The sequence below is a fragment of the Cloacibacillus sp. genome (assembly GCF_020860125.1).
Lineage (GTDB): Bacteria > Synergistota > Synergistia > Synergistales > Synergistaceae > Cloacibacillus.
Map to the genome: position 1 here is coordinate 19,198 of NZ_JAJBUX010000035.1, position 21,806 is coordinate 41,003.

Annotated in this window: 21 protein-coding genes, 1 pseudogene and 1 riboswitch; of the genes and pseudogenes, 2 read left to right on the forward strand and 20 right to left on the reverse strand. The window is 52.8% G+C overall.

The window, feature by feature from the left end; all coding sequences use genetic code 11:
* Positions 1-2: 2 nt before the first annotated feature.
* From LIO98_RS04410 to cbiB, 7 genes and pseudogenes are all read right to left on the reverse strand, one after another.
* Entirely contained in the window at positions 3-854 is an 852-nt protein-coding gene (locus tag LIO98_RS04410) for an ABC transporter substrate-binding protein (RefSeq protein WP_291953573.1), read from the reverse strand.
* Positions 839-1,600 (reverse strand): ABC transporter ATP-binding protein, encoded by a 762-nt coding sequence (locus LIO98_RS04415; RefSeq protein ID WP_291953574.1) that lies wholly within the window; start codon positions 1,598-1,600, stop codon positions 839-841. The genes LIO98_RS04410 and LIO98_RS04415 overlap by 16 nt, the downstream gene beginning before the upstream one ends.
* Positions 1,597-2,616, reverse strand: a pseudogene (locus tag LIO98_RS04420) (iron ABC transporter permease). The gene LIO98_RS04415 and the pseudogene LIO98_RS04420 overlap by 4 nt, the downstream one beginning before the upstream one ends.
* A gap of 3 nt (positions 2,617-2,619) precedes the next feature.
* Positions 2,620-3,525: a sirohydrochlorin cobaltochelatase gene (locus LIO98_RS04425; RefSeq protein ID WP_291953575.1), complete on the reverse strand. Its 906-nt coding sequence runs from the start codon at positions 3,523-3,525 to the stop codon at positions 2,620-2,622.
* 142 nt (positions 3,526-3,667) lie between these two features.
* A riboswitch (cobalamin riboswitch) is annotated at positions 3,668-3,852 on the reverse strand.
* A 65-nt stretch (positions 3,853-3,917) separates the two neighbouring features.
* Positions 3,918-4,514 (reverse strand): histidine phosphatase family protein, encoded by a 597-nt coding sequence (locus LIO98_RS04430; protein ID WP_291953576.1) that lies wholly within the window; start codon positions 4,512-4,514, stop codon positions 3,918-3,920.
* Positions 4,511-5,521, reverse strand: a complete 1,011-nt coding sequence (locus tag LIO98_RS04435; protein WP_291953577.1) for an aminotransferase class I/II-fold pyridoxal phosphate-dependent enzyme — start codon at positions 5,519-5,521, stop codon at positions 4,511-4,513. The genes LIO98_RS04430 and LIO98_RS04435 overlap by 4 nt, the downstream gene beginning before the upstream one ends.
* Entirely contained in the window at positions 5,521-6,465 is a 945-nt protein-coding gene (gene cbiB / locus LIO98_RS04440; RefSeq protein ID WP_291953578.1) for an adenosylcobinamide-phosphate synthase CbiB, read from the reverse strand. Before cbiB ends, LIO98_RS04435 begins: the two co-directional genes overlap by 1 nt.
* Before the next feature lie 156 nt (positions 6,466-6,621).
* Here cbiB and LIO98_RS04445 point away from each other — a divergent pair, with 156 nt between their 5' ends.
* Positions 6,622-7,416 (forward strand): amidohydrolase family protein, encoded by a 795-nt coding sequence (locus LIO98_RS04445; RefSeq protein WP_291953579.1) that lies wholly within the window; start codon positions 6,622-6,624, stop codon positions 7,414-7,416.
* A gap of 76 nt (positions 7,417-7,492) precedes the next feature.
* Here LIO98_RS04445 and LIO98_RS04450 read toward each other — a convergent pair whose 3' ends face one another.
* From LIO98_RS04450 to LIO98_RS04500, 11 genes are all read right to left on the reverse strand, one after another.
* The gene (locus LIO98_RS04450) at positions 7,493-9,061 is read right to left on the reverse strand and encodes an S-layer homology domain-containing protein (RefSeq protein ID WP_291953580.1); all 1,569 of its coding nucleotides are present in this window, start codon (positions 9,059-9,061) and stop codon (positions 7,493-7,495) included.
* 75 nt (positions 9,062-9,136) lie between these two features.
* Positions 9,137-10,441, reverse strand: coding sequence for a cytosine permease (locus LIO98_RS04455; RefSeq protein ID WP_291953581.1), 1,305 nt, complete (start codon positions 10,439-10,441; stop codon positions 9,137-9,139).
* 136 nt (positions 10,442-10,577) lie between these two features.
* Positions 10,578-12,047, reverse strand: a complete 1,470-nt coding sequence (locus LIO98_RS04460) for a hydantoinase B/oxoprolinase family protein (RefSeq protein ID WP_291953582.1) — start codon at positions 12,045-12,047, stop codon at positions 10,578-10,580.
* Positions 12,040-12,315, reverse strand: coding sequence for a hydantoinase B/oxoprolinase family protein (locus LIO98_RS04465; protein ID WP_291953583.1), 276 nt, complete (start codon positions 12,313-12,315; stop codon positions 12,040-12,042). The genes LIO98_RS04460 and LIO98_RS04465 overlap by 8 nt, the downstream gene beginning before the upstream one ends.
* A gap of 31 nt (positions 12,316-12,346) precedes the next feature.
* Positions 12,347-12,634 carry a hypothetical protein gene (locus tag LIO98_RS04470; RefSeq protein WP_363303948.1) on the reverse strand — a complete coding sequence of 96 codons (288 nt, stop codon included), beginning with the start codon at positions 12,632-12,634 and terminating at the stop codon, positions 12,347-12,349.
* Between the two features lie 30 nt (positions 12,635-12,664).
* Complete coding sequence (locus LIO98_RS04475; protein WP_291953584.1) at positions 12,665-14,377, reverse strand: hydantoinase/oxoprolinase family protein; 1,713 nt, start codon at positions 14,375-14,377, stop codon at positions 12,665-12,667.
* A 10-nt stretch (positions 14,378-14,387) separates the two neighbouring features.
* Positions 14,388-14,825, reverse strand: a complete 438-nt coding sequence (locus LIO98_RS04480) for a DUF3830 family protein (protein ID WP_291953585.1) — start codon at positions 14,823-14,825, stop codon at positions 14,388-14,390.
* Between the two features lie 438 nt (positions 14,826-15,263).
* Entirely contained in the window at positions 15,264-16,067 is an 804-nt protein-coding gene (locus LIO98_RS04485) for a hypothetical protein (protein WP_291953586.1), read from the reverse strand.
* 205 nt (positions 16,068-16,272) lie between these two features.
* Positions 16,273-18,549 (reverse strand): DEAD/DEAH box helicase, encoded by a 2,277-nt coding sequence (locus tag LIO98_RS04490; RefSeq protein WP_291953587.1) that lies wholly within the window; start codon positions 18,547-18,549, stop codon positions 16,273-16,275.
* On the reverse strand, positions 18,543-19,133 hold the full coding sequence (locus tag LIO98_RS04495; RefSeq protein ID WP_291953588.1) for a DUF6661 family protein: 591 nt from the start codon (positions 19,131-19,133) through the stop codon (positions 18,543-18,545). The genes LIO98_RS04490 and LIO98_RS04495 overlap by 7 nt, the downstream gene beginning before the upstream one ends.
* On the reverse strand, positions 19,123-20,190 hold the full coding sequence (locus tag LIO98_RS04500) for an ATP-binding protein (RefSeq protein WP_291953589.1): 1,068 nt from the start codon (positions 20,188-20,190) through the stop codon (positions 19,123-19,125). The genes LIO98_RS04495 and LIO98_RS04500 overlap by 11 nt, the downstream gene beginning before the upstream one ends.
* Before the next feature lie 247 nt (positions 20,191-20,437).
* Here LIO98_RS04500 and LIO98_RS04505 point away from each other — a divergent pair, with 247 nt between their 5' ends.
* Positions 20,438-20,806, forward strand: coding sequence for a metal-dependent transcriptional regulator (locus tag LIO98_RS04505; RefSeq protein WP_363303950.1), 369 nt, complete (start codon positions 20,438-20,440; stop codon positions 20,804-20,806).
* A gap of 49 nt (positions 20,807-20,855) precedes the next feature.
* Here the strand turns inward: LIO98_RS04505 and LIO98_RS04510 are convergent, their stop codons facing one another.
* Positions 20,856-21,332 carry a helix-turn-helix transcriptional regulator gene (locus LIO98_RS04510; protein WP_291953591.1) on the reverse strand — a complete coding sequence of 159 codons (477 nt, stop codon included), beginning with the start codon at positions 21,330-21,332 and terminating at the stop codon, positions 20,856-20,858.
* Positions 21,333-21,583: 251 nt separating this feature from the next.
* Positions 21,584-21,806: hypothetical protein (locus tag LIO98_RS04515; protein ID WP_291953592.1), on the reverse strand; the 223-nt coding region annotated here is incomplete at its 5' end.

Consider the following 21,806-nt stretch of genomic DNA (forward strand, 5'->3'; position numbering starts at 1 on the left):
CTTCACTCTCCGTAGAATATTTTTATCAGCCTTCGCCCTCCGGCCTCAAGTCCAAGCAGCGACGGGCGGCTCAGCTCTCCCTCCGGGACGACGGCTGTCTTTATCTTTTTTATCGCCGGATACCAGGGGCGCGATGCGAGCGACTTCATGTCGGTAGCGTTCATCGTGCCTCGCTGTATAAGATAAACATCTATATCGCCCGCGGCGGCGGCCTTGAGTATCCGTTCAAGGCCGTAGGGCGCTATCGCGCTGCCTTTACGGATCGCCTGCGCGTCGGGGGCGGCGTTTCTGCCTCCCGCGAGCTCGACGAGCTTTGCAGCCCACGAATCGGGCGAGCAGGTGTGCAGCTCCTTCGCCGTCGCCTCCACGAAGACGGCGGGGCCTTTGCCGCCTGATTTCTTTGCCGCACCGGCGGCGATCACGCCGCGGATATTTTTCAGCTTCGCCTCGGCGGCTGCCGGATCGCTTCCGATGAGCGCGGCTAGCCCGCGCAGATAAGAGGCGAATTTATCCCATCTTGGCGGCTCTATCGAAACTACCCGCACGCCGGCGCGCTCCAGCACGCTGCGAAGCTGCGGGTTCTGCCGTTCCGCGAGGCCGCGCGTCAGGACGAGGTTGGGCTTCAGCGCCAATATCTCCTCCGCGCCGCTTTTCGCCGAAAAACGCGGCAATTGCGGCAGCATGTCGTCATCGTCGTTTTTGGAGACGGCGACGAGCTGTCTTTCGCCGCCAAGCGCGACGATGTTGTCGGTGTGCCCCGGATAAAGGGAGACGATGCGTTTTGCCGCCGCCTCCGCGCGGAGCGGTGAGAGTAAAAATATGATAAGGACATATATAACTATTCTGGGTGCCATGCCGTATCGCCCTCCTCCGATCTGTAACGGCGGAACCTTATGCCGTACAGTTCATGTAATATTTTTTCGTCCAGCAGCCCGACCGGGCCGCGGGCGATGATCTTTCCCTCTTTGAGCGCGATAAAGTCGTCGCAGCAGGAGATCGCGCTGTTCAGGTCGTGCGCCGCCGCGACGACGCTCCTGCCCTCCGAGGCGAGCCGCCGCAGCAGCGAGAATATACGCCGCGAATGGCTCGGGTCGAGCGCTGAGGTCGGTTCGTCAAGCAAAAAGAGCTCCGGCTGCTGGGCGAGGATCATCGCGAGCAGCACGCGCTGCCGTTCTCCCCCGGAGAGCTCCGTTGCGGTGCGAAAGAGCAGATGGTCCACCTCCGCGAGCTTCGCGCTCTCAAGGATTATCCTGTCATCCTCAGGCTTCATCGGTTCAAGCGCCCCATGAAAGGGCAGACGTCCGAGCGAGATTATCTCGTAGACGGAGAAGGCGGCCTTCACGCCGATGCTCTGCGGCAGAAAGCCCACCAATCGCCCGAAGTCGCGGCGCGGGATATTTCTCACCTCGCGTTCGCCGAGCGCGAGCTTGCCACTGTAGCTTCCGAGGCCGCCGAGCGTACGCAGCAACATACTCTTGCCGCCGCCGTTCGGGCCGATGAGCGCCGTTATCCTGCCGTTTTCTATCTCGCCGCTGATGCCGTCGATTATCTTTTTCGCGCCGTAACCGGCGCAGAGTCCGCTGAAGGTATAGACGCTCATGTGCCGCGCCTCCTGCCCATCAATATCCAGCAGAAGAAGGGGCCGCCGATGAGCGCCGTAATGACGCCCACGGGGAGTTCGCCGAGGTTCTGCGCCGCTCCGTCCGCGAGCGCGAGCAGCAGCCCGCCGCCGAGGAAGCTGAATATGAGCAGCGGCCTTGTCGCGGGCCCCGTAAAGGTGCGCATGAGGTGCGGGACCACGAGGCCGACGAAGCCGATGATCCCGAAGAAGCTGACCGCGGCGGCGGTGGCGAGCGACGAAAGCGCGAGCAGCAGTCCGCGCAGCTTTTTCTCGTCAATGCCGAGCATCGCTCCCTGTCCCTCTGAGAGGGAGACGGCGTCTATCTGGCACGCATAGATAAAGGCAGGGATGAATAATATGAGGGCCGCGCCCTAGACCGAGAGGGCGGAAAGCGGCGAGGCTCCCGAAAGGCTGCCCATGAGCCAGAGGACGATGGCGCTGAGGCGGTCGTCCGCGATCGCCTTAAGAAAAGTAACGCCCGCGGAGAGTATCGCGTTGGTTATGATGCCTGCGAGGACTATATAGGCCGCGCCGCCGCCGCTGCGCGCGGCGATGAGGCTGACGAGCCAGAGAGCGGCCATCGCGCCGGCAAAGGCCATCGGGGTCACTGCGAACGAGCCGAAGAAAAAGCCGAGAGCGCCGCCAAAGGCCGCGCCAGCCGCTATCCCCAGCGTATAAGGCTCGGCGAGCGGGTTTGTGAGCAGTCCCTGCAGCACCGCGCCTGCGACGGCGAGCAGCCCTCCCGTTCCTACGGCGGCGAGAAAGCGCGGCAGCCTGACGCTGCGGATAACGAGAGCCTCGGGAGTGGCGCGCGAGGCTTCGTCTAAAAACGGATTCAAAAGCGCCGCGACGCGGGCGGCGGGAATATCCCACTCGCCAGCGCCGAGCCGCCAGAGCGCGGCGATGAGCAAAAGCAGACAGAGCAGCGCCGCGAGACGCAGACGCTTTATGTACAGCCGCCGTCTATGCTCAGAGAGCTCCGCCACGCCGGTCATCGTTTATTTCATCATATCCTTGATCTTGGAGACGTAGACGCGGGCCATGTCCGCATCTTCGCCAAGGCCGACGAGGAAGGTCTTAATATCCTTGTAGCCTGCCACTTTCAGCTGGCTGTACCATGATTCGGGATCGTCCTTATCGGCGAGGTCGTTGTTCGCGTGGTCGCCCGCGACGATCATCAGCGGGGAGATGACGAGCGTCTTCACGCCCTTGTCACGCTTGAGGCGCGCGATCACATCTTCGATCATCGGCGCCGCTTCGACAGTGCCAAGGGCAAAGCGGCCGGGGGCCTTCTTGTCGAGCGAAAGCTGGAGCTGGCTGTACATCGCGTTCGCGGCGTGGTGCGGCGTGCCGTGTCCCATGAGGACGATCACGGTGCCCTTCTTCGCGAGATCCTTCGCGAAGCGCTTCATGAGAATGTCGGCCATCAGATCGCAGTCGGCGGCCGATGAAAGATAGGGGCGGCCGAGTTTCAGTTCTTTGAATTCATACTTCCCCTTCACCGCGGCGACGCCGTTCACGAGTCCCGCGATGTCGTCATACTCTTCTCCGGGGATGATGTGCATCGGCATCACATAGACGTGGGTGAAGCCTTCGTCGTTCATCTGCGCGAGCGCCGATGTCGGCGTGGGAATATTGACGTTCTGCTCCTTCGCTATCTTCCTGCGGATGATGTTTGACGTGTAGGCGAGTCGGACTTCGGTGTCGGGGAAGGCCTTCTTTGCCGAGTCGACGAGATTGTCGATCGCCTTTTTCGCGTCCGGCATCGAGGTGCCGAAGGCGACTACGAGGATACCCTTCTTGTCGGGTTTATCCTTGGGAGCGGCGGCGAAGGCCGTGCCTGACATCACCAGTGTGAGCATTACGAGAGCTATTACAAACGATTTCATGAGAAATATTTCCATCCTTTCGATCATCGCCAATCCAGAATAAAATCTGGGTCCAATAAAAAAAGACCCGAAAGTGATTCTCCGAGTCTTTGTCCTGTCAGCCGATAACAAGCTGCAACAAACTATCGCGAAGATGTTTGCCCGCGCAAACAGATCCCTCCCTTTACCTTTCTCCAGCAGGTTTCCTGACTTATCTTCATCCTAACAGCGCGCCTTCCCGGAATAAATTCCAGTGACATCCTTGCGCTTTCGTCTGAACCACAGTGGCGGGGCCGCACCGGCATAGGAAAAAATCCGCACCGGTTTCCCTTACTGAGAAAGACAATATTCAATTTTGTGGTAATTATAACAGATGGCGCCCGGGTGTACAGGTGATTTTTAGCGGCGCTCCGGATAATTTTGTCACATCAGACAAAGAGAAAGCCGGGCGCGGCACTCCATGATACCAGTTCGCCATCCGCGTCAAATTCGAGAATATACATGCCTCCGTTCGGTATCCGCCACTCTCCGTGGGGAATATCTTTATCGGCGAAGCGGTGCAACACCGCGCGCATCACATTGCCGTGCATCGTGCCGGCGGCCGTTGATACTCCCGCCGCGCGGCATCGCGAAAGCAGCGCCGCAAAACCGGCGCAGACGCGCTCCGTAAAACCGTTGAAACTCTCGCCCCGCTCTATCGGACGGTCGGGGGCCGCGAGCCAGGCGGTATAGTTGGGGTCATCGTCAAGATTTGTATAGGGACGCCCCTCAAGGATGCCCAGCGAGCATTCGGATAACGCCGCGGAAAGATAATCGGCGGCGCGCCCGTATATCAGCTCGAGCGACTGCGTGCAGCGTTTCAGCGGCGATGAAAAATAGAACTCGGCGCGCGGATAGGAAAAACGCGCGCATATCTCCCGCTGTTCCGCCGCGCCCTGCGGCGAAAGCGGGATGTCGCGCTGGCCGGTCCAGACATTCTCCGCGTTCGCGAGCGACTGCGCGTGGCGGATGAGATAAATCCTCAACGGTAATCCTCCATCGCGGCGAGCAGGATGTCGTTCTCCGGTCTCGTCCGCGCCGCGATGCGCACATATCTTCCGTCGAGCCCGGGAAAATTTCTCGTGTGGCGCACGACGATGCCCCGTTCCAGCATAAAACGGATGAACCTTTCGTCGTCGTCGACCGCGGCCAGGAAATAGTTCACACAGCTGGGCAGCGTCGGAAAACCCGCCCTGTTCACCGCGGAGATGAGCCGCGGCATCTCCGCGGCGTAATAATCTTTCGTGCGGCGCAGCAGCGTGGCGTCCGCGAGGAAGAAGAGCGCCGCCTGCTGCGCGAGGCCGCTGACGCTCCAGCTCGGTTGCCGTCTCTTCAGCCTCTCCGTCATCTCGGCGCCGGCGAGGATATAACCGATACGCGCCCCGCAGAGGTTGTACGTTTTTGTCAGCGAACGCAGCCTGACGACGTTAGGCCGCGGCCGGTATGGGGCCAGTGCCTCGTCGGTCCAGATAAAATCACGATAGGCCTCGTCGACGATAAAAAGCGTCCGTGGGTGCCGCTCCGCGATCTCGTCGAGCTCTCCATCGGGGATGAAGCCCCCCGTCGGGTTGCAGGGATTACAGAGCCAGACGGCTCCCTCTGCGGGAAGCTTCGCCGCGCGAAGGTCGAAGATGTTGAGCGGAGCCGCGCCGAAATTCTTCAGCGCGCGCAGATACTCGCCGTAGACCGGCTGAAGTATGCGGTTTTCCCGCGCCGCCTCATAGGAGGCGATGAGATATATCGACTCGTTGGAGCCGCTGGTCACCAGGATATTTTCCGGCGCGGCTCCCGTCGCCTCCGCGAGAAGCGCGCGCAGCGCAAGACATTCGTCGTCGGGGTAATCCTCCAGCGCCGCGCGCAGGTCAGGGACGAAGCCCCCGCGCTGCGCCACGGCGTTGGTATTGGTGCTGAAATCGTAGACGCGCTCCGGCATCGGGAGGCCGAAAAGTTCATATAACTTTTCGGGGTTTGCGCCGTGAAGCTGAAATTCCATCAGTAAAGCCGCCTCTCGACCGCAAATATCAGCACCGCGCAGAGCGCTACGGAAATGTTCATTATATAGTGGGCGTGCAGGATGTCGTTGGGCTCCGGTTCACGCAGATCGTCGCCGAGCGTCGGACGGGCCTCCCACTCGCCGCCGTAAAAGGCGCCGCCGCCCAGGCGGATGCCGAGCAGCCCCGCGAAGACGCTCTCGCCGTGGGCGCTGTTCGGACTCTTGTGATTCAGACGGTCACGCCGGAATATTCTCCACGCGCGGCGGTAATCCATGTTGGCGAGCGCGCCCGCGCCGATGGCGATGACTGCGCCGAGGCGCGCGGGGATAAAATTCAGAATATCGTCGAGCTTTGCCGCCGCCCAGCCAAAATCGCGGTAACGCTCGTCGTCATAGCCGACCATAGAATCCATCGTGCTCGCCGCCTTGAAGAGCCAGGCGAATACCGCGGCAAGCCCAAACAGCGAGCCGGCCGTCATCCAGAAGAGCACGGAGACTACGCCGTCGATATAACTCTCCGCGATGGTCTCGACCGCCGCGCGAGTAACGCCGCCAGCGTCAAGCCGGTCGGTGTCGCGGCCTACTATGCGCCCCACCTGTTTGCGCGCGCGCTCCAGATCCCCGCTTGCGAGGGCGCGGGCCACGGGCAGCGATTCATCTTTGAGGGACTTGAAGGCGATCGCCGCATAGAGCAGATATATATTGAGGGCCGTCTGCGCCCATCTGCCGATGAATCCGGCGGCGGTCATGGCCACGGCAACGACCGCCGCGACGGTGGCGAGCACCGCGGCGCAGAACAGCAGGCCGCGCCTTCTGCCATCCTCGCGGGCGTAAAAGATTTTCTCATAAAAGGTAACCAGCCGTCCCACCAGTACCACGGGGTGCGTCGGCCATTTAGGATCTCCAAAAAGGGCGTCAAGCAAAAGCGCCGCTAAAATCTGCAAAACCATTCCCCCTTGCTTATTTTGCCTTAAGCAAGATACATTCTACCCTCAATATTACAACCACGCGATAAAATTTTTGCAAAAAAACTTTGGCAGAAAACCGCCAAGCCGATTTTACCTATGCCGAAAGTAAAAAATAGTGATATAGTTTCCATCATGATTATAGACTTTCATACACACGTTTTTCCCTATAAGATGGCCGACGCGGCGATGACGAAGCTTCAGCAGCAGTGCGAGGTTCCCTATTACGCTCCGGCTACCGTGGGATCGCTTATCAGGACAATGGACGAGTGCGGCGTTGACAAAAGCGTCGTACTCAATATTGTGACGAAGGAGACGCAACATGAACACGTCCTCTCTTTTGCAAAGGAGATAGATTCGGAGAGGCTGATATCCTTCGGCTCAGTAATGCCCGGCTCGGAATACGCCCTTGAATACGTCTGGAAGATATCGGACGAGGGGCTCAAAGGCATAAAGCTGCATCCTCCGTTACAGCGCGCCGATGTGGACGATAAAAGGCTTTTCCCCGTTTACGATCTGGCGCGGGCGCTCAACCTCGTAGTTGTCTTTCACGCGGGCTGGGACGCGACATACAGGGATGAGATGCGCGCCTCGGTCGAAATGACAATCAATGTCGTAAAAAATTTCCCCGGCCTGAAACTCGTAGCCGCGCACATGGGCGGACTGCGCCTCGCGCGCGACGTTTTAGACCATTTGGCGGGAAAATATGACCTCTACTTCGACACCGCCTACGCGGCCGACCCCTGGCTCGACAAAGAGATGTTCCGCGACATCATCCGCCGCCACGGCGCGGAGCGCATCCTCTTTGGCAGCGACTACCCCTGGCACCTGCCATCAATGGAGATCAGGCTAATAAACAGCCTCGACATCGGCGAAGAGGAAAAAAAGATGATCCTCGGAGAAAACGCCGCAAAGCTGCTGGGGCTGTAATTCTAGGAAAATAGAGAAGCGAGAGAAAACTCCTCGCTTCTCTTATACATCTTATTTTTCCCATGCTTTGCGAGCATTAGAAGTTTACGTCAGTACGGAAGCGTACTACTGACTCTTTTCCCCATGCGGCACTGCCGGTGTTGTCGCCATGATCGATGTTGTCATAGACAAGTTCGAAGCGGATTGCTGGTGTATATTGATAGGCAACACCAACTCCCCATTCTGTCGCGTTATCTAGCCAGTTTGTATTAAAATCAACATTTGTAAAGTGAATGAAGCTGCTCCATTTTTTATCCCAATTTTGGTAGGCTTTTACGAACCACCATTTTGAAGTTCCGTATGGATCTGCGTACTCCATATTGCGTCCCACAAAGTCGTAATTCCCCGCACCCCCGCCTATAGAGTAGCGGTTATTGAGTCCCAAGAAAGTATTATCCTGTTGTGCGTGTTCAATCCAGAAGCCTGTGAACCCAAGTAAATCCTGTTTTATATCAAGCATGGCTTTCCATGCTTTTGGACTATCCTGAGTTTCTCCGGCCAGAGCGCCTGTGAATGCTAACGATGGTGTGGGAACATCGCGTCCTAGGTCCTGGAAATAATAAATTCCCTTGAGCTCAACGGAGGGAGTGAATTTGTATTGAGCGTAGACACCATACACATTTACGTTGTAATCTCCGTCTAGCAGGGTTCCTTCTTTCGACGGACTGTCAGTGTCGAACCAGTAGCCAGTTGCGCCCAACATGAACTTTTCGTTAGGCCTCCAGTTGATGTCAAGCACATAATTCATCAGGGAACCGGTGTCGAGAGCTCCAAGGAGGTATTCCATGAAATAGCCGTCGTTGCGTCCTATGATGGCGGTGACGCTAAGGTCTCCCCAGCTTTTTGTAAATCGGAAACCATCGGTGCGGTAGTCGCCAAAGAGAGCGTCATTATCTCCAAACAAACCGTAAGCGCCCTCAAAATCAATCAGGAAGCGCCCGAAACGGAAACCAATGTCACACGATGGGAACCTGGTGTCAGTATACATATAAGACCACAGACTATGTTGCTGGTCCCCACGGCCGTCTCCGCCTGTGGAATTTGCCCCCGTGCGGTACTCGGCAAAGAAATACGTGTCTTCGCTAATCTGTTTTGTCAGGTAAAGGTAAAACATATTTTTCGTGAACTCATTTTTTGCGCCATTTGCAAAAGTCGAATTGAAGTAATGTTTACCGCTGTCGCTGCCTGCAAACTTAGCATCGAAGCTGAACGTACCCTGTATTCTCCAGCCGCCAAGTCTTTCTTCAAGAATAGCGGATCTCTTGTCGAGCATATCGACCTTTACTCCAAGTGCGTCGAGCTCATCCTTGAATTCTAGCACGAGCTTTTTGAGAAGCACGAGATCCTGTTCGTCCGCTTTTTCGATATTTATTGATGACAGCATACGGGCGACTGCAGAGGCCATTTCATAACGATTGACAGGATTTGTTCCTTTAAAAATATCGTTGGAATAGCCAGATAGAATGCCGCGTGAGGTCAAAAGTTTCATTGCATCATATGCCCAATACCCTTGGGGGACGTCCATAAACGCGTTTGCCATCGAAGGAGTCGGAGCCGCAAAAGCCAAAATTAAAACAAGTAAAGAGACTGCCACAAAAGTTTTCATGTTAATAGCCACCTTCTTCGGTTTTTATGAATTTCGGGACGGTGCCTAGTCTAATATTTTTCTGTAGGATCCGTATTAATGGAGTATAGGGGAATACTCGTCAGGGCAATATTTTGCCTTAGCATAAGTTAGAATATAATAAAGAACTGCGCTAACAAAATAGCTCTGTATAGCAGGGATACCCAATGGATGTATATACTGAGTAAAATACCCTACCGTTATACCTGCCGACATGGCTATAGTTGCGAGCCAGTTCCATGCCAGCCTGTCGCGCCAGACCTTCCTGGAAATGAGGAAAAAGTCTGTTGCCATAATGGCGCCAACGGCAGGAAACATTAGCCCAGTCAGAAACAGGAAATCCATAAAATGATCGAGGATACCCATAAGTGCTATGACCAACGCGATGACCGAGCCAATAGTCGTGTACATCTTTCGCTGGAATTCATTTTTTGCATCGAACATATTACTAAGGCAAAGTCCCATCGAATAGACGCATACGAGTTGGGATGTCCACTGTGCAAGCCAGAGAATCAGGAACCCCCACCACCCAAAGCCCAGCCCTTTCATGATGGCGACAATGTCAAAGGTCCCCTTTCCCACCCCCATTACCGCACCCATCATAAAGAGCATGAAACCGACAATTAATACGCCTATGGGGACCATTGCCGCATTTTTGATAGTTGGCTTACAGAAGCGAGTATAGTCTGCCATTATGACCATCTGTGAGACGTTTGCTCCGACGATTAAGCTTATTGCCTCTGTCGTTAGCATTTTCTGTTCAGGCTGGAAATTAACAAGTGTGTCGAAACCTACGCCTTTGATCGACAAGTAGAAACCTGCGATACATAGCAGGACGCCTCCTGGGACGGCTACGTAATCGACCCATTTCACTGAGGAATATCCGAATATTGGTGGTAGTGCAAATAAAATACCTGCAATGATTGTCATAACGATCCACGTACCCTTTTGTGAAGTGTAATCTATGTTGAACATTGTACATAGCGCATTGCCGGTTATAGAAGTTTGGATCACCCACCAACCAATTAGGTTAAGCATTATTATGAGAGATATAACATATTTCGATTGTAAAGATCCAAAAGACGAGCGTGTTATGACAGTTGAGGAGCGTCCAGTGAGCGCACCGAGATGGCAGTTAATGCTGTCAAATATCCATGTTATCCCCAACAGGGCAAACAGGGAGATGAAAACAAACTGTTTCAGACTGAAATTCGCGATTACGCCACTGCCTGTCATGATAACACTGATGGCGAATTCACAGCCGGCCCAGACAATTGCGGCGTTCACCCAAGATTCTCTTTTACTAGGAGGTATCGGCAGTATTCCCGCTTCGTTGTTGACGGTATTATTTTCCGTTGACATGGGTGTATCTGCTCCTTTCTGTTCAAATCTTTTGCTGTTGGAAATGAGATTTGTGAAGGTACGGGTTATGGAAAATAAGTAAAGAGAAAGGAGCGCAGAACGCATTGCGCTCCTTTCTTGTTGCCGCAGAAATGTACTATGCGTTCCTGAGTGATTTGGTCATGGTCTCATCGATGTCCCCGATTTCACTTAGTACGACGCCGTATGCGGTCCTGGCCTCTTCCCGGCTGATGTACTCCTGCAAATAGTCCTCGCGGACCTTCTGAGGATCTCTTTCGAACGAGCAGCCGAATCCGCCGCCGCCGCCTGTATACACGGTAGCCGTAGTACCTTTGGCCATCGGGTAGGCGTTGACTTTTAGCATTTCTTTCACATCTCCGCCGCTTCGTACTACGACGTTTGGTTTGGCTCCATCCTTGCCGCCTTTAATACCCCAGGCCGGAGTTACAGAGCGTTCAAACCAGAGATAGAGGAAGGTATCATCATAGAGAGCTTCGTATTCCTTAATGATCCCGAGCCCGCCACGATTACGTCCGGGGCCTCCGGAGTCACGACGCAGACTGAAACTGTTGATACGGACGGGGTAGTTGTTCTCGAAAACCTCGACGGGTATGTTTTTATAGGCTCCATTTGATACGTTGATAAGAGCGTCGGAGCCGTCTGCTGTTTCGTATGCGCCCCAGCCGCCGACGGTCGCTTCGACGTAAAGATAGTTTTGGTTGTATCTTGGGTCATGCCCTGAGAGGTAAACGACCATTGAATCGCCATAGTGAGCTGCGCTGACGCGTTCGGGGCAAATATTTTCAAGCGCTTTGGGGATGAGGTCGATCAGTAATCCAAGCGATGAAAAGTACCATGCGCACGCCGACGGTTCCTCGGCTGTAAAGATAGATTTCTTCGGAGCTTTTATCTTGAGATGCCTGAAGCATCCGCCGTTTACCGGTGCGTCGGGTGATACTATCATCTTATAAGCCATGCGTGTTGCAGATATGGTCTGTGCGAAGCCACAGTTTGTGGATCCCTTAGCCGAGGGGGCGGAGCCCTCAAGATCAACAGTCATTTCACCGTCTTCGATAGTAATGGTCATATTAACGAAGATAGGTTTCATCACAGTGCCGTCGTTGTCAAGATAACCAGAGGCGCGGTAAATGCCGTTCTCGAAGGAACTGACGACCTCTTTTTCCATTATTTCCGACTGGAGAAATATGTCATGGATACTGTCACGCACAGTGTTGTGACCGAAACGCCTTACTATTTCTATGAAGCGTTTCTCACCAGTTTTGCACGCAGCGATCTGAGCGTTCATGTCGCCCATGGCGGAACGGTAGAAGCGCGTATTGCGGCATATCATGTCTGCAAGGTCATTTTTTAACACGCCTCGGTCCATTATTTTCATTGGAGGAATACGGAGTCCTTCTTGAAATATCTCTGTTGAGTCAAGCGGATATCCAGGGTCTTTTGAACCAATGTCCAGCCAATGCGCTCTGTTTGCTGTGAAGCCGCATAGCTTACCTTCATAGAATATTGGAGAAAGGAATGTCATATCGTTGAGGTGAGCGCCTGTCATATAACAGTCGTTCAGGACGTAGACATCACCTTCATTCATTATAGTTTTCGATACCGCCGATATATTCTGTTGTTGACTTGATAGTGACTTCAAGGTTCCCGAGGAACATTGGTACGCCAACGGAAAGCCCGAGAGCATCGGCATTTTCATCGAATAACCCAGCTGCACAGTCCTTTGATTCGTAAATGATAGGAGAGTACGAACTACGGTATAGGCATTCATTCATTTCCTTAGCTGCCGAAATGAAAGCGTTGCGCATTATTTCTGTTGTAATAGGATTTCCTCTGAATTGCTCGTGGTTGCTCATATTTTCTCCTCCCTGCTTAATTGTGCCTATATCACATTTTTGTGATGATAATGTTTTCATAGCCGTCTACATGGATAGAGTATCCAGGCGGTACGACAGTCGTGGCACTGAGTTCTTCTATAACGGCAGGGCCTCCGAACTTTGTGCCGGGCACGAGTTCTTTTCTCATAAAGATGCCAGTTTCTATCTCCTTGCCGGAGAATATTACGGAAGTTTTCTTATATGGAACGGCTTTCGCATCTGTCTTTTCTGGCAGTGCCGCCTTTTGGACTCTATCAATCTGACCGATGCCCGCTAACCTAATGTTGACTATCTCAATAGCGCCGTTAGGGTTATGGTGTCCGTAAACTTACTGGTGGTATTCGTTGTAAGCGTCTTTGAGTCCATTTATAGTTTCTTGCGTGATTTCATTACCCTTGAATTCGACGTTGAGCGTGTAGTCCTGTCCGACATAGCGCATATCGATAGTTTTTTCGTATACGATCTCATCCTGTGAGATATACTGTTGGAGCAGCAACTCGGATATTTCATTTTTCATCTTCGCGTACAGATCTCTAATTTTGTCGATGTCAGCATTTTCAAGGTTTTCGCGGTAGGTTCGCACTGTGTCCTGACGCAGATCGCACTGATGCATCCCCCATGCCGAGTATGCGCCCGGCATCTGTGGTACAATTATGGTCTTGATACCGAGCTCTTCTGCTATGAATACCGCATGCATGGGGCCGGCACCACCAAATGCAACAATAGCGAAATCGCGTGGGTCGATACCCTTACGGACCGTTATCTGACGAATTATTCCTGCCATGTTAGCATTGGCTATTTGGCATATTCCTTCGGCTGTTGTTAAACAGTCCATTCCTATTTGGTGGGCGACATTTTGTATCGCCTTCAGCGCAGCCTCCGTGTCTAGTGTCATGCGACCGCCAAGGAAGTTTCGAGCGTCGATTCTTCCTAGCGCCAGGTTTGCGTCGGTAACTGTGGCCTCCGTGCCGCCATTGCCGTAACAGGCTGGTCCGGGATTTGAGCCGGCGCTCTTTGGGCCAACACGGAGCCCTTTACCCTCTATGCTGACAAGGCTGCCGCCACCGGCACCAATGGTGTAGACATTGACCATCGGTGAGAGGATAGGGAAACCCTCTAGACATGTTTCCGTTGAAACATCGGGTTTACCATCTATCAGGATACTGACGTCAAAGCTCATTCCCCCCATGTCGATGCCTATGAGGTTTTTATATCCAAGTGTTTCGAAGAGGGCATTTTTCCCAATGGCGCCACCGACAGGACCGGACATGAGAGTGTATATTGGTTTCTCCTTTGCTACCTCTGAGGTCATGAGGCCACCGTTTGACTGCATGATATGTATTGGACGCATGTAGTTCTTACTTAACATACGGCTCTCAAGAAGCGAGAGGTAATCTCTCATGATTGGAGCGATATAGGCGTTAACTGTCGAAGTGCTTGTTCTTTCATATTCACGCCATTCTCTAGCGACGCTGTGCGATGTCGTTATCTGTGTGTTGGGTAGGAGTTTGCCGATAATTTCTGTTGCCCTTAACTCATGTTCTGGGTTAATGTATGAGTTGATAAGGCAGATGACAACGGAATCATACCCATTTTTTTCAATTTTGGCGGCCGCTTCCCTCACGCTTTCTTCATTGAGTGGGGTGCTAACGCTTCCGTCAAAGAGGATTCTTTCTGTTATCTCGAATACGTCACTTCTTTTTACGAGCGGAACGGCTTTTTTATAAAATCTGTCATACATCTCTGGCCGGTCTCCACGGGCAATCTCATAAATGTCCCTGAATCCCTTTGTGGTTACGATGGCGACCTTTGCACCATGACGCTCAAGAAAGGCATTTAATCCAACTGTTGTGCCATGAACAAAGAAATCGATTTCCGAATAATTGGAGATCTCCATATCTAGGCCGTTGATAATCGCGTCGGAGAGATTATCGTGGGTCGTCAGCGTCTTTCCTTCTTTGTACGTTTTTGTCTGTCCGTCATAAAATATAAAGTCTGTGAATGTTCCGCCAATGTCAACTGAAACTCTGTATCTGCCCATAATTGCCTCCTTACTCCGGTAGTAGCTCTACCCTGACTTTCTCAAAACCTAGGCTCCATATACGCTCTCCTATGGCTTCGAGCATCTTCTCCTCTTCCCACAAAACCCTGCCGATAACGTTAACTGTGATCTGGCCTCCATGGAAACCCAGCTTTTCTGCTCCATAAAACATAGATAATGTTTCTGGTGCGTGATTTTGATCTTTAAAATCCCAGTCTCTCCAGTAAACGAGGTCAAACTTACTGACAACGCATGTCTGGTTTTCTTTCTCTGGCAGATGCAGTGTTTTGATGGGAATATATATCTCTCTACCGCACCATCGTGTGTGCTGCACCTGACTTTCGACAGGTATTATTTCCAGAACTGATGTCACAGTTGAAGCGGCGTCATCCCTGAGTCTTGTCGTTAGAAAACCTCCGCGTTCGAAGTGAAACTTAAAGTAAGACATAGTTCACCTCCCCAAATATTTTGTTTTATCCTTGTGATTCAGTGATATTAGTTTAATATTTCTTGGGGGAATAAAAGTTGAATGAAATAATACGTGAGGTGGAACGGAAACGGAATTATAATGGAATTGTAAGAAAAATGACAATTAAATTTATTTAACAATTTGTAGTGCATGAATAAATGATAATTATTTTTCTTTATTATAGCTTGTGGTCGTGTAGTTGAGATTTAGAGTAGAAAAACTAGATTCATTATCTATTTTTTGTCGAACATATTTGAACGTATGTAAGAAATGTGGGGTTATTTTAATCATCTTGTAAAATTATGCATAAATCCACGGCATAACATCGCGAAAATGCTACGAAGCTGATGATAAAAACAGGGCGGAACGTTTATTGGCTCCGCCCGTAGGAAAAATCTTGCCGGGGTTTATACGGAATCAGTTTGTGAGGAATCTTTCAAGCCCCGCTTGCCTATACTCCGCCCAACTATAATCCATCATGTATTGTCCAAAATACATATGCTTTACTTCTTTATCTCCGTTCAATAATCTGTAAAGATCACAGTCAATGCTGTCGACGCTAATGCTCCTGCTGCCGCGGCTTAAAATTATTATGTGTCCGGCGCCGGCTTCGTCAAGTTGGTTCTGCAGTGAACGTCCCACCTTTGAGTAAAGACTTTGTGTCATCTCGTCGTTTGCTCGATTCTCCCAAAGTGTTCCTATGGCCTGGTCACTCGTTACTATCCCTCCTTGGCGGTCGATAAGCATCGCTAGTAGTTCCTTTGCCTTCGAGCTTCTGAAAGGTATGGGCGTATCATCTACGAACAGGTCGAAATATCCGAAGGTGCGGGCAAAGATGTGCTTTTTATTTTTTTTATTGAGGAAAAGGTCTGATGCCTTGATTGCGTAGTCAAGGTCCTCCGCTGTATAGGGTATAAGGATGTAAGCGCCGACATTGACGCGGACCGCCTCGAGGACATAATGATAGGTTTCCGCCCCAGTTATGTAAAGTAGCCTTACATCGTGATAAACAGAACGAATTTGTGTTCCCATTTTGATGCCTAATTCCCCGAGAGAATTGATATCAAGCACGACCATGTCGGCCCCGTTGCTCTGCAGATACCGCCACGCTTCATCCAATCCTGGAAATGATTTAGGGTCTGGCAGATAATCTAACTTGGCAGCGGCATTAAAAAAAGGAGCCAGCTGGTCTTCGCAGTTGCCTATGATTATGCTCTTCAAGCGCGTTCCTCCTCTCTTTTTGTCAGGATAGTATCTACCGATCTAGGATGATAAGTGCGCTAGGATATTCAATTGTATTGTGTATGTCATCGTTCAATTATACAAGTATAATACGCCATTATCTTCTTATCGGGAACCATTTTTATATAACCGCACAAAATGGAATAAAAAAATGCTTTAAGGTTTTTCTCTTTTTTACAATGTTCTATTTCCCCACCAATATCTGTTCCGCGAGCTCCCTCACGGCGGCCTTGATGTTGAAATCGCCGCCGGAGGCGCCGACGCAGCCGGGGCAGCCGCTGCGGCAGCCGCAGGAGTTCATCACGGAGAGCGCCGTTTTGACGAGCTCGTTCTTTATCTCGAAGGTACCCTCCGCGAGGCCGACGCCGCCGGGGATGTTATCAATAATATAGATGGCCGCGCGCCGCAGCTGCGGGTCCTTGAGGCGGCTCGTTACGAGGATGTCCGCGCGGTCGCACATGAGGAAGAGCGGCGCGGTGTTGCGTACCAGGTGTTCCAGACCCTCCATCGCGAGCTTGAGCTCCGCGTCTTCCTGACGGCACTGTGGCATCATTAGCCAGCAGGCGGTGGTGTGCATCTGCTCCTCCGGCAGGCTTATCTGCCCGAAGCCGGCGTTCTCATGCGTCGCAAGCTTTATCTTCTTAAATATCGTCGGCGTCAGCGTTACCACCACCTCGCCCCAGCCGTAGTTGCCCTGCGTCTCGAAGTCGTCGGTGATGTTGATGCGCAGCGAGGCGTCGCCGTCGGTGTAGTAATCCGCGGCGATCTCTCTGATGAAGCACTGCATCTTCTCCGTGTCGAGCGACTCGACGATGTACGACTTGCCGCCGTGGAAATAGATGGCGTCGGGAAAGATCAGCGTCGGCGCCGAACGGCGGTCCATCGTGCCGATGACGACGGGCTTTGTCTCGACGGTGATATCCGTTATCGTGTAATTTTCCCCCGTCGCGCTGCGCAGAGAGAGCCCCGCGGCGGGGTAGGAGTCGGCCTGCCAGTAATATCGCGCCTCATCCGCCTCATTCACGCGGTGCAGCACCTCGTGGTCCGCGAGGTAGTCGAGTATCGCGTCAACATCCTGCCCGCCGAATCTCTCTCCCGCGTGGAAGGGCAGTTCGAAGGCGGAGCACTTGACGTGGCTCACCTGTATATAGGGATTATAGGGATCGATGCGCGCCCTCTCCGTCGGCGCTCCGTAGAACCATTCGGGGCGCTGCGCGAGGAACTGGTCGAGCGGATCGGCGGAGGCGACCATCACCGCCGCCGAGATTGCGCCGCGCCGTCCCGCGCGCCCGATCTGCTGCCAGGCGGAGGCGATGCTGCCGGGATAGCCGTGCAGCACGGCGAGGGCGAGAGAGCCGATGTCGATGCCGAGCTCAAGGGCGTTTGTGCTGACGACGCCGCGCAGCTCGCCGCTGCGCAGATCGTGTTCGATTTTCCGGCGCTCCTTCGGCAGATAACCGCCGCGGTAGCCCATGATCATCATCGGGTCCGCGCCCCGCTTCACGAGGTCAGCGCGGATGGATTTGAGCAGCAGCTCGACATTGAGGCGCGAACGCGTAAAGACGATCGTGCTGATGCCAGAGGCCAGCGCCTCGGCGGCGATGCGCGAGGTCTCAAAGAGCGACGAGCGCCGCATCCCCGTCCTCCAGTCGATGACGGGCGGATTATAGATGATGATCTCCTTTTCGGAGGCGGGCGCGCCACTCTCCGTGATCAGCTTCACGGAGCGGCCTATCAGCGTCTGCGCGTGTTCGTCGGGGTTGGCGATCGTCGCGGAGCAGCAGATAAAGGTCGGGTGAGAGCCGTAAAATTCGCAGATGCGCGCTAGGCGCGAAAAGAGATTCGCGAGATGCGAGCCGAAGATCCCGCGGTATGTGTGCAGCTCGTCGACGACAATATATTTGAGATTTCGGAAATAGTCAGACCACTTTGTGTGGTGCGGCAGTATTCCGGAGTTGAGCATGTCCGGGTTCGTAATGACTATATGTCCCTCGCTGCGCGCCTGCCGCCGTTTGACGGGATCGGTGTCGCCGTCATAGACAAAGCCGTGGATCTTGCCGTCGGCGAAGGCGGCGAGCTCTCCAAGCTCCGCGAGCTGATCCTGCGCGAGGGCCTTCGTCGGGAAGAGATAGAGGGCGCGCGTGCTGGCATCCTGCAGGACCGCGTGCATGACCGGCAGGTTGTAGCAGAGTGTCTTTCCCGAAGCCGTCGGCGTCGCGATGACACAGTCGATCCCCGAGAGCGCGCACTCCACCGCCGCGCTCTGGTGGGAATAGAGCGCCTCCACGCCGCGTTTTTTCAGCGCGTTTACAATACACGGGTCGAGCGCGCCGAAGCTGCCAAAGGCGGCGGGATGAGCCGGCAGCTTCTTTATCGCGGGAGCCTTGCCTCCGAGGTCGGCGATCCAGCGAACGAGAGCCTCTATTGATGGTTCTTTTTTTGCAAAGTAGTTATTCAACATGATTCAGCCTGATTCTGCCTTATAGTAAAAAATTTTTTCTTGTATGTTGAAGAGTCCATGACCGAAACGCTGCAGTTCAGCCACGAGAGTTTCTTGCGAATACTTGTCTGAAGCCTATCCATGATCATCTTTTTGCTCCGTGTCTCAAAGAAAAAATCCCCCTCGAGAAAGAGGATGATGTAGAGCGGCTCGCCGCCGGTGCCGAGAGGGCGGCAGAGCTCGGAAAGTTTTCCCGCGTGGGAACAGCCCCTCCCCTTTGACAGGGCTCCGCAGAGGCAGGCGATGGTCATCGCCGCCTTGAGGCTCATCTCGATATCGAGGCTCTCCCGTTCTTCGCCGGGGGAGGGGGTGATGACATCCCTCTTGGCGTTGTCGGTCCCGATCCGCCAGATATTCTCCGCTTCGTGTCCGCGGCAGTTCTTCACCTCAATGAGCGCCCGCTTTCCCTCCGATTCGCAGATAAAATCTACCCCTTTACTGTGGGGGAGACAGTTGAAGTAGCGCCGGTAAAACTCGCTGTCGTCGAATTTAACTACCCGGTCGCCGCGGAAGATAAAGCTGATGCCGCTCTCCTCAATTTCCATAGATGAGCTCCTGCTCTCTGTCGTAGAGGTTGTCGAACTCCTCCATAATAGAATTGTGGTTCAGCTCCGAGACGGTGCGGCCCTCCTCAAAGCAGAGCTGCCCGTCCTCTTTGTAGAGCGAGATAAACTTGATATCCGCCGGAGCGGAGCCCGTCGGCGGGTAGGCCGAGAGCAGATTAAAGGACTGCTGCACGAAATAGTCGTGCGTTGTGATGAAGACCTGGACGCCCATCTCCGCGAGCTTTGCCACCGCCTCGGCGATCGGCTTTATCATCATCGGATTCATATTGGTCTCCGGTTCGTCCCAGAAGAGGATCGAATTTTCGTTGAGACTTCCCGAAGAGATAAGGTAGATGATAGTCGCGAGCTTACGGTAGCCCTCCGAGACAAGCCCCATCTCGAACTCGCCCTTGCCCTTCATCTTGAGATAGAATTTTTTGTCTCTCTGTACGATGCTGCCGTTGATAATCCTGCCGAAGCTCTCAATGACGCTGTTCTGCTGCTCGGTGTTGCCGCCCTTCTTGAGCGGCCGGTCCAGCAGCTTGGTCAGGTCGTAGTACATCTCTTCAAAGTCGATATGGTAAGTCTCGTAAAGAGACTGGAAATGCTCCGTGGCGGAGATCATCTCCTTCGGCGGAATATAAACGGGAAAATAGGGGGCCATGCCGTCCTCCGAAACGCCGATATTCACGCTCACATCGGCATGACGGTCCTGCCGGCTGCTGAAGCCGACGGAGACGGAATCCTCCGCGCCGATGCTGAGCGAGAGCAAGGCCCGGCTGCCGCCGGAGCCGCGGCTGGCCAGGCGGCCGACCTTGTCGTCGTCGGGACGAAAGACGCCCTGGAGCTTTTTTACCAGGCTGCCCTCGATCTCCTCCTTCGTCATCTTGTCGAGCCTGCCCTCGGAGACGCCCTTCAGCGCGGCGTACATCGCCTTGATCAGCGTCGTCTTTCCAGTGCTGTTCTCCCCGCTGATGATGTTTATCTTCGGAGACCACCTTAGACTGAGCCTGTCGAATAACATAAAATTATTAAGTTCCAAAGAAGATATTTTCACCGGGAACACCTCCTGACAGCGGCGACAATACTTCCAAATATATATACTATATCCTAAAAGTATAGGTAAAAAGGGGGAAAGATTCAAGCAGGGCCGCCTGCGAGCAGCGGCAAACATCTAATGTTTAGCAACCATGCCTGTGACGTCTGCTATAGTCGCTGTGCCACCGTCCCTTTTTAAAGTATACTTAAAATGTCTTTTAAGATAGAATATAAAAATCAATAATAGAAAATAAAAGGCGCAGGTGATCTCTATGCAGGAATCGGGAGAAAACTATCTTGAGACAATATTGATACTACAAAATAAAAACGGCTCCGTACGCTCAATAGATGTGGCGCGCAAGCTATCCGTCAGCAAACCGAGCGTAAGCCGTGCGATGGGGATATTAAGGGACGATGGTTTTATAACGATGGAGGCCAACGGCGAGCTGGTCCTCACGGAACAGGGCCGCGCACGGGCCGGCGCGATCTATGAACGGCACCGTTTCATCACGAGGTTCCTTGCCGACGTAGTCGGGGTCTCTCCGGAGACCGCCGAGACCGACGCCTGCCGCATAGAACACATAATAAGCGAAGAGACGTTTGATAAGATCAAAGAATACCTTACAGAAAAATAATAGATCATATGAAAATCCCGCCTTGCTTTCGTCCGGGCGGGATGTTGCATTACTCCACCGCGTCCTCGTTCTTCAATAGCTCCAGACAGCCGTACAGCAAAGAGACCACCGCATCCCTGTCGTGTCCCCTCAGCGGTGGCTCCTGTCTGCGAAGCTTATCCTTTACATGGACCAACAAAAGCTCGATTGATACGGAGTTTCTGCCGTCGTCAATGATTTTCCTCAGTTCGCAGGCCAAGTCGTTTTCCTGTTCAGAAGGGGCTACGCTACTGCCACCATATATTTCCGAGAAAGAGAGATTCTTATTTTCGCCGATAAGAAAGGAGACGGAGGTATTCAGCTTTTCTGCGAATGAGCACAATAAATCAAAGGAGGGGGTTCTCTTGCCTTTTTCTATTTCACATAAATAGGCCTGAGTTATATCAAGCCGTCTGGCCATATCCCCCTGCGACATCTCTCCCCGCAGAGATTTCAGCCGTTTACCGATGACGTTGCCGCATTTGCCCTCTCTGTAATTCTTCTTCATGCTAAAAATATAACGTTAAGTATAAGCAGTAACAAACAACCTCCTGTTAATTTTTAAGCTGCCTGTAGAATTTTAACACCAATATAGAAATGTCTTCCTCCGATAAAGTGCCGTTTTATAGGTTCTTGAAATTAACGCAGGCGATATGAAAAACCATAAAATCTCTCAAAAACAAGAAGAAACAACCGATAAATGATATAACATATGGTATAAAAACTGCCGGATACCGCGATGAAACACAGCGGATGCCCTTACGCGCCTTTGCCAACAGTCATAATTGCAAATCCATAAAAACATAAAGCAACAATATCAGTCAAATTAGGGATAAGAGTAGAAGAACTAAAGACACTAGGTCTGGCGTCCTTATAAAAAGTGAGTATAAAAGGGTTGACGATTGGGCGAAAAAATAATATACTTACTTTTGTTGCGCCCGCATCCGGCATCCCGCCGGAAACGGCCCGCAGCGAGCACCAT

What these genes read in the sequence shown, in the direction of transcription:
- LIO98_RS04410 (WP_291953573.1), bottom strand. Translation starts at nt 854, where the DNA reads ATGGCACCCAGAATAGTTATATATGTCCTTATCATATTTTTACTCTCA.
- LIO98_RS04415 (WP_291953574.1), bottom strand. Translation starts at nt 1,600, where the DNA reads ATGAGCGTCTATACCTTCAGCGGACTCTGCGCCGGTTACGGCGCGAAA.
- LIO98_RS04425 (WP_291953575.1), bottom strand. Translation starts at nt 3,525, where the DNA reads ATGGAAATATTTCTCATGAAATCGTTTGTAATAGCTCTCGTAATGCTC.
- LIO98_RS04435 (WP_291953577.1), bottom strand. Translation starts at nt 5,521, where the DNA reads ATGGAATTTCAGCTTCACGGCGCAAACCCCGAAAAGTTATATGAACTT.
- LIO98_RS04445 (WP_291953579.1), top strand. Translation starts at nt 6,622, where the DNA reads ATGATTATAGACTTTCATACACACGTTTTTCCCTATAAGATGGCCGAC.
- LIO98_RS04450 (WP_291953580.1), bottom strand. Translation starts at nt 9,061, where the DNA reads ATGAAAACTTTTGTGGCAGTCTCTTTACTTGTTTTAATTTTGGCTTTT.
- LIO98_RS04455 (WP_291953581.1), bottom strand. Translation starts at nt 10,441, where the DNA reads ATGTCAACGGAAAATAATACCGTCAACAACGAAGCGGGAATACTGCCG.
- LIO98_RS04460 (WP_291953582.1), bottom strand. Translation starts at nt 12,047, where the DNA reads ATGAATGAAGGTGATGTCTACGTCCTGAACGACTGTTATATGACAGGC.
- LIO98_RS04465 (WP_291953583.1), bottom strand. Translation starts at nt 12,315, where the DNA reads ATGAGCAACCACGAGCAATTCAGAGGAAATCCTATTACAACAGAAATA.
- LIO98_RS04475 (WP_291953584.1), bottom strand. Translation starts at nt 14,377, where the DNA reads ATGGGCAGATACAGAGTTTCAGTTGACATTGGCGGAACATTCACAGAC.
- LIO98_RS04480 (WP_291953585.1), bottom strand. Translation starts at nt 14,825, where the DNA reads ATGTCTTACTTTAAGTTTCACTTCGAACGCGGAGGTTTTCTAACGACA.
- LIO98_RS04490 (WP_291953587.1), bottom strand. Translation starts at nt 18,549, where the DNA reads ATGTTGAATAACTACTTTGCAAAAAAAGAACCATCAATAGAGGCTCTC.
- LIO98_RS04495 (WP_291953588.1), bottom strand. Translation starts at nt 19,133, where the DNA reads ATGGAAATTGAGGAGAGCGGCATCAGCTTTATCTTCCGCGGCGACCGG.
- LIO98_RS04510 (WP_291953591.1), bottom strand. Translation starts at nt 21,332, where the DNA reads ATGAAGAAGAATTACAGAGAGGGCAAATGCGGCAACGTCATCGGTAAA.